This is a genomic window from Nocardia tenerifensis NBRC 101015, from assembly GCF_000308715.1.
Lineage (GTDB): Bacteria > Actinomycetota > Actinomycetes > Mycobacteriales > Mycobacteriaceae > Nocardia > Nocardia tenerifensis.
Map to the genome: position 1 here is coordinate 22466 of NZ_BAGH01000104.1, position 10197 is coordinate 32662.

The 10197-nt window shown below is 65.5% G+C and carries 9 protein-coding genes; 6 read left to right on the plus strand and 3 right to left on the minus strand.

Translation table 11 applies throughout. From position 1 onward, the window contains the following. Positions 1 to 33: 33 nt before the first annotated feature. The 3 genes from ON39_RS08580 to ON39_RS08590 all read right to left on the minus strand — a co-directional run bounded on the left by ON39_RS08580 (position 34) and on the right by ON39_RS08590 (position 4054). Positions 34 to 1377: an FHA domain-containing protein gene (locus ON39_RS08580; RefSeq protein ID WP_040732767.1), complete on the minus strand. Its 1344-nt coding sequence runs from the start codon at positions 1375 to 1377 to the stop codon at positions 34 to 36. Between the two features lie 361 nt (positions 1378 to 1738). After that, positions 1739 to 2569 carry an NAD(P)H-binding protein gene (locus ON39_RS08585; protein ID WP_040732768.1) on the minus strand — a complete coding sequence of 277 codons (831 nt, stop codon included), beginning with the start codon at positions 2567 to 2569 and terminating at the stop codon, positions 1739 to 1741. 78 nt (positions 2570 to 2647) lie between these two features. After that, the gene (locus tag ON39_RS08590; protein ID WP_040732769.1) at positions 2648 to 4054 is read right to left on the minus strand and encodes an MFS transporter; all 1407 of its coding nucleotides are present in this window, start codon (positions 4052 to 4054) and stop codon (positions 2648 to 2650) included. Positions 4055 to 4180: 126 nt separating this feature from the next. Here ON39_RS08590 and ON39_RS08595 point away from each other — a divergent pair, with 126 nt between their 5' ends. The 6 genes from ON39_RS08595 to ON39_RS08625 all read left to right on the plus strand — a co-directional run bounded on the left by ON39_RS08595 (position 4181) and on the right by ON39_RS08625 (position 10078). After that, positions 4181 to 4852, plus strand: a complete 672-nt coding sequence (locus tag ON39_RS08595) for a TetR/AcrR family transcriptional regulator (protein WP_040732787.1) — start codon at positions 4181 to 4183, stop codon at positions 4850 to 4852. A gap of 8 nt (positions 4853 to 4860) precedes the next feature. Next, positions 4861 to 5415 (plus strand): GNAT family N-acetyltransferase, encoded by a 555-nt coding sequence (locus ON39_RS08600; protein ID WP_051186416.1) that lies wholly within the window; start codon positions 4861 to 4863, stop codon positions 5413 to 5415. A gap of 232 nt (positions 5416 to 5647) precedes the next feature. Next, positions 5648 to 6714, plus strand: a protein-coding gene (locus ON39_RS51675; RefSeq protein ID WP_425454143.1) for an IS630 family transposase whose coding sequence is annotated in 2 segments (ribosomal slippage) — positions 5648 to 6185 and positions 6185 to 6714 — 1068 coding nt in all. Because the reading frame shifts where the segments join, the coding sequence is not laid out codon by codon here. Between the two features lie 522 nt (positions 6715 to 7236). Then, complete coding sequence (locus ON39_RS08615) at positions 7237 to 7452, plus strand: hypothetical protein (protein WP_146251285.1); 216 nt, start codon at positions 7237 to 7239, stop codon at positions 7450 to 7452. 64 nt (positions 7453 to 7516) lie between these two features. Next, on the plus strand, positions 7517 to 8113 hold the full coding sequence (locus ON39_RS08620) for a restriction endonuclease subunit S (RefSeq protein WP_157195422.1): 597 nt from the start codon (positions 7517 to 7519) through the stop codon (positions 8111 to 8113). 3 nt (positions 8114 to 8116) lie between these two features. After that, on the plus strand, positions 8117 to 10078 hold the full coding sequence (locus tag ON39_RS08625) for an N-6 DNA methylase (RefSeq protein ID WP_040732775.1): 1962 nt from the start codon (positions 8117 to 8119) through the stop codon (positions 10076 to 10078). Positions 10079 to 10197: the final 119 nt, after the last annotated feature.

Below are 10197 nucleotides of genomic sequence, written 5' to 3' on the forward strand. Positions count from 1 at the left end.
ATGCCTGCCGTCGGAGCTGAGTGCGTGGGGCTGCTACGCCGGTGCGTCAGGACTCGCGGCGACCGGCGTGGGCTCCTCCGGATGCCGGTAGGTGATGACCCGTTCGCTGATGCGGACGCTCCAGCCAGGGAGGAGTTCGGTGGGGGAGGTGCCGATTCGAGTCCACTGATCGGTGCCGGGAGGCGCGATGAAGGTGCCGGAGGTGGCGTTCGCGTCGCGGACGAAGACCTTGCCCCGGTCGACCGAGACGTAAGCGTGGACGCGAGAGACGTGGCGGTCGCGCTGGATCACTATGGGCGCGGCGGTGGCGGCGCGGACGGAGTCGTCGGTCTGCGGGCCGCGACCGATGACGTACGGGCGGTCCAGGGGATAGGCGGTGCCGTTCTCCAGGATGAGGGTGCCGACGGCGCGGTCCCGCTCGGCGACGGGGCGCACGACGCGCATGGCGCGGTCGGCCGAGTTCTTGTGCAGCGCAACGGGTTCCGGGTAGGCACCGGGCTGGCGGGCTTGTGACCAGGCGAGCGGCCGGTCCGCTGCGGGGCGGTTGCCGATCGGCGGGCGCGGCCTGACCCGAGGGCGCGCCGATCCCGTGGGGTGCATCGTGGTGGGGGATGCGGCCGAGGTGGAGCGGGTCGGCGACGGGGCTTCGGACGCGGACGAGCGCGAAGAGGTGGAACTGTCAGAGGTATCGAAGGCGGCCGGCACCGCGGAGGTCGGAGTCTCGGCGCTCGGGGAGGCCTTGCCAGAGCCTCCCGGCTCGACCGCGTCGTCGGCCCCCGTGGGCTCGGGGGTAGCGGCGAATCCGGCGGCAGCGGTAGGTGCGGGCTCGGACGCAGCCCCGGACGATGGCGTCGACCCGGACCGTCGAGTCGCCGCAGAACCCTTGGCCGTCTTACCTGCCCGGCGCAGCGCCACTTGCAGCACGAACCCGCCGCCGGGCACCACGCCAGCCCGCAGATCCGTGCGCGGCAACGCCTTCACCGGCGTTCCCGTGTCGGTGCCGACGGTGATCCGCCGCAGCGGTTCGCGCACGATCTCGTCGACCCAGGTGAACGCGCGTGCTCCGTCGAGCCGCCTGGTCCCCTCCGCGCCGTTGATCTCGGCGAACACCGGGCCGCGCAGCAGGATCAGGGTGCCGTCGTCGGTCGGCGCGACCACGCCGAACGGCGGCGGCTCGGAGGTGCTGCCGAAGATCACGGCGGCCAGCCGCTGGGCGAGCGCCGCGCCGGGATGTTCCTGCTCCGCGACCGCCTCGACGGTGCCGAGGATCCGCTCCGTGGAGGCGGTTTCGCCCGCCAGATAGACGATTACGCCGCCGAAGCGCGCGACGAGGCCATCGCCCCGCGCGATGCCGACCGTCGATGGTTTGCTGCGCATCCGCGCCCTCCTTCCCGGCGCACTACCGACATTCGCAGCCAGCATAGATCGTGTGCGCCGGGCGGTCCGGCGCGCGGAGGGGCGGTGCGGGCGCGGTCCGGCCCGCTGTCGTGTCCGACGTGGGGGAATGTTCGTCCGCTCAATTAGCCAGCGCCGCCGCGATTCTGGTGGTTCGCGCGGCGATGGGCCGTTCATCCTGCGGAGTCGGACGAGTGGAGTCGTCCCGTGCCGCGAGTGTGGCGACGGTCTCGCCGGACGCCCGCTATTCGTCGCCGTGCTCGCACGTCGTCTGCGCCACCGTCGGGCAACAGCGCGTGTCGGCGTACATCGTCGTGAGGAACATAAACCCCTCCGGACTATCTCACCCGGTGAACTCGGCGGCGTTCTCCTCGAGCCAACTCGTGAACGTGCGAGCCGGACGGCCGGTGAGAGTCGTGACGGCACCGGTGATCTCGGTCGGAACGCCGTCGCGGCTACGCCAGTAGTCGAGCAGCGCATCGGCGTACGAAGCCGGAAGACGCTCGGCCATCTCCTGTTTCCACGCCCCGGGCGTGACCCGCTCGACCGCGACGGGCCGCCCGATGACCTCCGCGAGGCGATCGATCTGCTCGGTGAAGGTGAGGGATTCCGGTCCGGTCAAGGTGTGGTGGGTACCGCGATGTGTCGGCGCGGTGAGCAGGGCGTGCGCGCAGGCGGCGATGTCGTCCTCGTGGATCGGGTCGGTGTAGGCGTTCGGGTAGGGCAGCCTGATGGGGTCCCCCGCCTTGATCGACCAGGACCAGCCGCGGGCATTGCCCGCGAAGGCGCCCGGACGCAGCACGCTGACGGTCATCGGGGCGTCGGCGAGCCCGAGTTCCGCCGTGCGATGCGCCTTGGCGATCGGGTTGGCGTCGGCATCGGGGTCGAGCACCGCGGACGAGGACAGCAGCACGATGTGTTCGACACCGGCTTCGCTTGCAGCCGAGACGAATTCATCGATCGTCGATCCCTCCGCGTAGAGGAATACCGAGGAGACACCGGCGAGGGCGGCGGGGAAGGTCTCGGGATCGGTGAGGTCGCAGGCGACGGCCGAGGTCTCCGCGGGCAGCCGGTCCGGCCGTGCCGAGCCGACCTGGACGGAAAGGCATTCGGCGCGCAGCGATTTCGACAGACTGGCGGCGACCGCGCCGCGGCCGCCGGTAACGAGAATCATGAAATCTCCTTGGTGAGTGCGGAACTGGCTCCGCGTATCGATGAAATATGACGGTGCTGAACCCGCGACGCCGATGCGTCAGTGGTCGACGGGTGCGTTGCGCGGCAAGAATCCGACCAGCCCGCAGCTGGCGAGCGTAATGGCGGCGACGAGAATCAGGCTGATGGTCAGCGCGTGCACCTGACCGGAGCCGACGGCGTGGAAGTACACGGTCGTGACGGCGGCCGCGCCCACGGCATTGGCGAGCTGCTGCACGGCCGTGAGCGACCCACTGGCACTGCCGGTTTCGGCCTGCTCGATATCGCCGATGGTGACCTGATAGATCGTGCCGAAGCAGGTGCCCATGCCGAGGCCGAGAATCAGGATCGGCCCGGCGAGCGCCCACGGCGCGTCGGTCACCCCGGCGAGCACGAGCAGCAGCCCGGTGCCGGTCAGGGTGATCAGCAGGCCGATCAGGATGAGAGTGCGGCCGAGCCGGGCGATGAACCGATGCGCCGCGAGCGAGGAGAGCACTATGCCGACCGCGACGGGCGCGAGACCGAGCGCTGCGCCGGTCGGGGTGTAACCGAGGCCGGTCTGCAGGAACAGCGACAACACGTAGAGCAGGCCGGACACCGCGGCGAAGAACACGAGACCGAGCAGCAGACCCGAGGTGAAGCCGCGGTTCTTGAACAAGGTCGGCCGGATCAACGGGTTCGCGGCGGTCAGCTGTCTGCGGGCGAACAAGCCGAAGCAGACCAGACCGGTGGCGAGATAACCGAGAGGCCCGGCGCGCCAACCGTGAGCGGAGCCGTCGATCAACCCGAACAGCGCACCGAACATGCCCGCGCCGAGCAGCGCCGCCCCGAGGCCATCGATGGCGACGGTGTCGTCCCCGCTGTCGGACGGCAGTAGGCGACAGGCAGCGGCGAACGCGCCGCCGCCCAGCACGATATTGATCAAAAATGTGGCGCGCCAACCGAATCCGAACAGATCGGCGTCGATCAGGAAACCGGCGAGGATCGGACCGCCGACAGCGGACAGTCCGAGGACGGGGCCGAAGACGCTGAACGCCTTGCCGAGATGCTCGCGCGGAAAGACGGCGGTGAGTATGCCGAAGCCCTGCGGAATGAGCAGCGCCCCGAACGCCCCCTGCGCCAGCCTGGCGGTAATGATCGAGGTCGGGTCGAAGGCCAGGCCGCAGGCGACCGAGGCGGCGGTGAATCCGGCCAGGCCGATGAGGAACAGGCGGCGCTTGCCGAAGCGATCGCCGAGCCGCCCGCCGACGACCAGGAGGACGCCGAGCGCGAGCGCGTAACTCGCGCCGAGCCACTGGATCAGCGACTGGCCGCCGCGCAGGTCCTCGGCGATGGCCGGGGCGGCGATATTGGTGATGGTCGAGTCGAGCAGGTCGAGCCCGTCCGCGGCGAGGATCACCGCGAGCACGGCCCACATGCGGCCGGTGACCTTGGCGGTGGCGGGACTGGAATGGGTGGTGGTGGCCATGGCACACCTTCTGGGAGATCAGCGATCGAACTTCGATCGTTACGAACGGCGTTCGTTTGCGCTGACGCTACGAGGCGAACGGCGTTCGTGTCAAACAGTGTTCGTTGACCGCGTATGCTCGACGGCATGAACCCAGCGCCCGTCAGCCGCCGAGCCCGCCCGGCGAAGGCCCCCCTGAGCCGCGACGTGATCATCGAGACGGGCCTGCGCATCCTCGACCGCGAGGGCCTTGTGGCGCTGACCATGCGGCGCGTCGCGCAGGAACTCGACACCGGCGCGGCCTCGCTCTACGTCTACGTCGCCAACCGCGACGACCTGATGGCCGCCATGCTCGATCACGTCCTCGGCACGCTCGCGGAACCGACCGGCGGCGACTGGCGCGAGCGATTGGGCGCGCTGATCGAGGCAGCGGTCACGGCCATGAGCCGCCACGAGGGCTTGGCGCTCGTCGCGCTCGGCGCGATCCCGACGGGGGAGAACGCCCTGGTGCTCATCGATCGGATGCTGGCACTGCTCGCCGAGGGCGGCGTGGACGAGCGCACCAACTCGTGGGCCGTCGATCTGCTGTTCCTGCACATCACCGCGGCCGCCGCCGAGCAGAGCGCCTACAACACGAAGGGCATGCGCGCCGAGGTGCACATCGCCGAGGTCACCGAGCGCTACGCCGCGCTGCCGGCCGACCGCTACCCGATGATCGCGGCGATGCGCGAAGAGCTCACGTCCGGGGACGGTGACTCGCGCGCGAAGTGGGCGCTGCGGGTGTTGATCGAGGGCATTCTCGCCACGCGGGCCACCTGAACTCTAAGATGACAGGGGTGTCCGTGATCCGACCGGCGACCGAGGTCGACTTGCCAGCCCTGCAGGAGATCGAAATCGCGGCGGGTAAACCGTTTGCCGATATCGGCATGACGGCCGTCGCCGAGGACGAACCGCCCTCGCTCGAGACGCTACGTGAATATCAGCGCGCCGGGCGCGCGTGGGTCTGGGCCGACGACGATGACAGACCGATCGGCTATCTGGTCCTCGGTGTCGTCGACGGCGCGGCCCATATCGACCAGGTGTCGGTGCTGCCCGGATATCGCGGGCAGCGCATCGGCAAGCGCCTGATCGACCACGCGGTGTTCTGGGCGAAAGACCATGGGATGCAGTCGATCACCCTCACCACGTTCCTCGATGTCGCCTGGAACGGGCCGTACTACGAGCGCCTCGGCTTCCGCTACCTGAGCGACGAGGAGCAGACGCCGGGCCTGCGCGCCATCCGCGCGGCCGAGGCGGCGCACGGACTGGACGGCTCGTCGCGCGCCTCCATGAGCGCCGATATCGCCACTTGGTCCTTCGACGGGACGGTCTCGGAGACCTAGGCCTGTCTCGAAGTCCCATCCGGCGCCTCCGGTGGCTGGATCACACGGGCATTGGTTGCTGCCCGGCACCACCGACGGCGGCGGGCTGGTCGCAGCAGAGGTCATCGCTCAGTTCTTCGGAATCGACCCGGTCGCCCGGAGCATCCCCTCGGTCGACGTCGGTTACAGAGGCTGAATTCGTGTTGTCGGTGGGCTAGACGTCATCTGGAGTGGTGTGAGGTACACCTGATGTGTGAGGTACCCGCAGGGCGGTGGGTTGACCGCCGAGCGTCGAGAGTTGCGGGAGCGGTTGCGGTTCGAGGCCGCGGCCGGTTTCGCGCGGGGCGAGGACAACGCGGTGATCGCCCACCAGCTTCGGGTCAGTGTCCGCTCGGTGCAGCGGTGGCGTCGTGCCTGGTCGGTCGAGGGCCGGGACGGGTTGCGGTCCAAGGGCCCGGCGTCGCTGCCGTTGTTGTCCGACGAGCAGTTCGCGGTGCTCGAGTATGAGCTGGACAAGGGGCCTGCCGAGCACGGCTGGCCGGACCAGAAATGGACCCTGCCCAGGATCAAGACCGTGATCGGGCGCCGGTTCCATATCTCCTACACGACCAAGGGGGTGTCGGTGTTGCTGCATCGACACGGCTGGAGCTGGCAGGTCCCCGCGCGGCGTGCGGTCGAACGCGACGATGCCGCGGTCGCGGTGTGGGTGAAAGATGTGTGGCCGCAGGTAAAAACGCCGCGGCGGCGCTCGGGGCCTGGCTGGTCTTCGAAGACGAGGCAGGGTTCTCGATGACGCCGCCGACCGCTAGAACCTGGGCGCCACGCGGCCGGACTCCGCTCGTGCGGGTGCGTGGGCGCACCACACGGCGGGTCTCGATCGCCGCACTGACCTGCTACAAGCCCGGGCAGCGTTCCCGATTGATCTGGCGGCCCCACCGGCACAACCGAACTACCTCGGGTAGAAAGAGTTTCGCCTGGACCGACTACCGGGACCTGCTGATCGCCGCACACCGCCAGCTCGGCGCGCCGATCGTGGTGATCTGGGACAACCTGAACACCCACCTCACCGACGGCATGCGCCGGTTCATCGCCGGCCACGACTGGCTGACGGTCTACCAGCTGCCCGCCTACGCCCCCGATCTCAATGCGGCCGAAGGCATCTGGTCGCTGCTGCGCCGAGGCCGTCTGGCCAACCGCATCATCACCGACCCCGAGGACCTGATGCGGATCATCCGCAGCGACCTCCATCGCATCCAATACCGCCCGCACCTGGTCGAGGGCTGCCTCACAGCAACCGGACTCGACCTCGAACGATCATGACGACATCACAAATTCAGCCTCTGTAGTTCGGCACCTAGCAGCGTGCTTTCGCCCCAGACATAGGCAGCGGGTGAGCCGATCGAGTGATGGTTTTCTTCCACCTCGCACTCTGTGTCCGTCATCACAGTCACCTCTCGGCCGAAAATGCGCGCTATGCCGTTGGGCATGAGCAGATGTATAGCTAACCCGTTATGGAAGGTATCTCGCGGTTCGCTTCTGTGCGGGTGGCCTTCATTCGAACAGTTGCTATCGCACCCACCTCGCGCATTCCGCAGCTGGCAACAGAGCCGTGATGGGCCCCGATCCAGGTCGACCGCTATCGCATAGCAGCGCTCACTCACGCCGTCTGCGCATCGATCCGACTCTAGTCGAGCTCGTCTGCGAAGGATCCTTCGCAGACCTGGGTGCTAATCTGAGGTCTCGTCCAAGAGATACCGCATCGCCCCGTGGAGATTGGCGTCCGCGCGGGGCGATGCGGTCCCGACCCGCTTCGCCGATGGCGAGCAGGAAGAAGGTAAGTACATGAGGATCGTGCGCTTCAACAGTTCATGGTACTGGCCCAGACGCGACACCCGCACAGCCTGGTGCGGTGTGGTCATCATCGTCCTGGTCGTCGCGGCCTGTTTTGTCGCCGGATATGGCGAAGCCGTCCTGGTGGCGCTCGCCACGACGGTCGCAGGTGCCCTGACCACTGAGATGATCAAGCTCGGCCTCCAGGCTCGGCTGCGCACAGCGTGATCGAGTGGGGCGTGACGATCACCGTCACGCCCCTTCATCCGAGGAGCAGAAGGAGGTGGATGCTGTGGATTACGAGGACAGATACACACTCGGGGAGCTGGCAGAGATAACGCCTGGCCCCTCAGGCTCTCTGCTGGACAAACTCGGCGAGAAGCTCGATGGCGTCCCCGTGGTGACCCCTTCGGACATCACTACGAGCGGCGAGGTGACAGTACGGAAGCTTCGCAGGTTGCCGCACGATGAGGCGGTCCGGTTGGACCGGTTCGGTCTCCAACAAAATGACATTGTGCTCGTCCGACAGGGATCGCTCGGCAGGTCGGCCCTGATCGGCGAGCAGTTGACGGGTGCGTTGTACAACTCCTCGTGTGCACGAGTGCGCAGCCAAGATCGACGCGTACTACCGGAATACCTTCATATATATCTTTCCTCGCCCGGAATGCAGGAGGAGATGATCAGGCGTGCGCTCCCCGGGACAGTTCAGTCCCTTAACACCAAGATCTTGAACAGTCTTCCGGTAATCCTGCCGCCGCGAGAGCGTCAGCACGATCTTGTCGCAGTTATCGCTGACATCGACGAACTCGTCCTCACCCACCGAGAAACTGCGGATCGCCTCGATATCCTCAAGCGCACACTGCTCGGCGACTTCCTGAACGAAGGGTAGAGCATGCGCACGACAGATCTCGCAGACACGATCATGTTTGAGATCGCCGGCCTTCTCCGTGGCAAGATGGACTCAGCAGAGTACAGGCGTGTTATGTCGGTTCTGCTCGTTCTCAAGTGGGCGCGCGATCATCCCGTAAGGCTGGAGATCCCGCCAAAAGCACGATGGAATCAGGTGCTCGAAGCTGCGAACAGCTCGCCGATTGAAGCGCTTGAGGACGCTGCGTCCGCACTCGTTTTCAATAACCGTGATGTGTTTGACGACTCATTCGAGCGTATGGAACTCGGCAAGCGGTTGAGTGACGGCGACGCCTGGCAGCTAGTTGCTCTCTTCGACAAGATCCCGTTGGACGACGAGATTCCCGGGTTCAATCACTTGGTTGGTCGGATCTATGACCAAGTCCTCGCCACGTTCCTCGATGACGGCAAGCGCGGCGGCCAATTCGGTACCCCACCCTCGGTCCGCCAGCTCATGGTGCAGTTGGCCAATCCGCAGCCTGGCCAGTCGGTTTACGACCCTTGCGTGGGTACCGGCGGACTGCTTATCGCAGCTGACGAATACGTTGCCGAGCGCACCGATCGACATGATGCACTTGCTCTGTTCGGACAGGACGTCAACATGCAGCAGCACACCCTGGCTTGGCTCAACCTGAACCTGCATGGAATCGCCGACGCGTCTATCCGGATAGGCGACGCGCTCCTCGATCCGTGTTTCCAGAACACCACCGGAGCACTGAGGCGGTTCGACCGAGTCCTGACCAATCCACCTTCCGGGTTGAAGTATCGACGCGAGATGGCGGGTAGCCACGCGCACGTATGGTATGGACAGATGCGCACAGCAGACTTGCTGTTCGTCCAGCATGTCCTAGCATCGTTGACCTCCGGCGGCGTGGGAGTCATGGTTGTCGCCAACGGTGTGCTGTTCAGAGGCGGGTTAGAGGGGAACATCCGGCGCAGCATGATCCAAGATGGCAGAATTTCTGCCGTAATCGCGCTGGGACGCAATATCTTCCCCAATACCTCAGTCCCATTCAGCCTTCTTGTCCTCCGGGGAGAGGATACGAACCCAGATACTGAACGCGACATTCTCTTCATAAATGCTGAACACGAGGTCGATACCGTACGCTCCCGAACTTATCTGGCTCCTCGCCATGTGCAAAAAATTGCGAACGCGTTCCATCGGCGAAACGATATCGATCATTTTTCACGGATAGTATCAATCGTTGAGATAGCGAAAAATGACTTCAATCTCAATGTCGGCAATTATCTTTTCCCGGTACCAAAGACCCCTGCGGCGCCAAGCATTGAATCTCTACTCTTCGGTGGGGTACCTGTCAACGAGGTCGAGGTTCAGCGCGAGCGATTCGACGCGCTCGGCATCGACTTGAACGAACTATTCGTGCGTAACCAGCTGGGGCACCTTGAGTTTCCCCCATCCGGTTACGAGACGATCGCCTCGACAATCCCCTCACTTACCGCACCGATCGAGACCGCGATCGTCGGTGCAGTCGAAGAGTGGTTCGCAGAGTTTCCGCTGCCCCGGAATGTATTCACTAAGCTGCCGCTCGACGCGGCACGCATGTACTTCGCCGAGACCTTTCAGGCTGCACTTACCGAAAGAATGGTTCTGAGCGACGAACAGATCGCTGGCCTGTTCACCGACTGGTGGGTGGCAAATCGCGAAAACATCACCCGGCTGCGATACCACAATCGTCAGCCTGGTGCGTCCACTGTCGATGTGAGCGCAAATATCCTTGAGATCGTCGGAACCGATCTCGTTGCACGCGCGAGGAAATTGTTAGCCCAGGAACGCAATCAGCTAATTGATTGTTATCTAACCTGGGGAAGCCGGTATAGCCCATCTCTCATGGAACTTGAGCGCCGACGAGCCGACGCATCCTCACGCCTAGAAGGGCGGATGCGAACCCTCGGTTACCAATGGCCTTTTCGTGAAATCGAACCGTAATCGGCATGCCAGAGCGGCGGGGTTTGGATGGCAACCCGTCACCATCACCTCCCGCCGCTACCCGGCAACGCCGGGCCCAGGCCTGTCGCAAAGCCCGGCCGGCGGATGGGACTGCGAGA

Bases quoted from the DNA above. Each gene is read 5' to 3' on its own strand.
- ON39_RS08625 (WP_040732775.1), top strand. From the start codon at position 8,117: ATGCGCACGACAGATCTCGCAGACACGATCATGTTTGAGATCGCCGGC.
- ON39_RS08595 (WP_040732787.1), top strand. From the start codon at position 4,181: ATGAACCCAGCGCCCGTCAGCCGCCGAGCCCGCCCGGCGAAGGCCCCC.
- ON39_RS08590 (WP_040732769.1), bottom strand. From the start codon at position 4,054: ATGGCCACCACCACCCATTCCAGTCCCGCCACCGCCAAGGTCACCGGC.
- ON39_RS08585 (WP_040732768.1), bottom strand. From the start codon at position 2,569: ATGATTCTCGTTACCGGCGGCCGCGGCGCGGTCGCCGCCAGTCTGTCG.
- ON39_RS08580 (WP_040732767.1), bottom strand. From the start codon at position 1,377: ATGCGCAGCAAACCATCGACGGTCGGCATCGCGCGGGGCGATGGCCTC.
- ON39_RS08600 (WP_051186416.1), top strand. From the start codon at position 4,861: ATGACAGGGGTGTCCGTGATCCGACCGGCGACCGAGGTCGACTTGCCA.
- ON39_RS08615 (WP_146251285.1), top strand. From the start codon at position 7,237: ATGAGGATCGTGCGCTTCAACAGTTCATGGTACTGGCCCAGACGCGAC.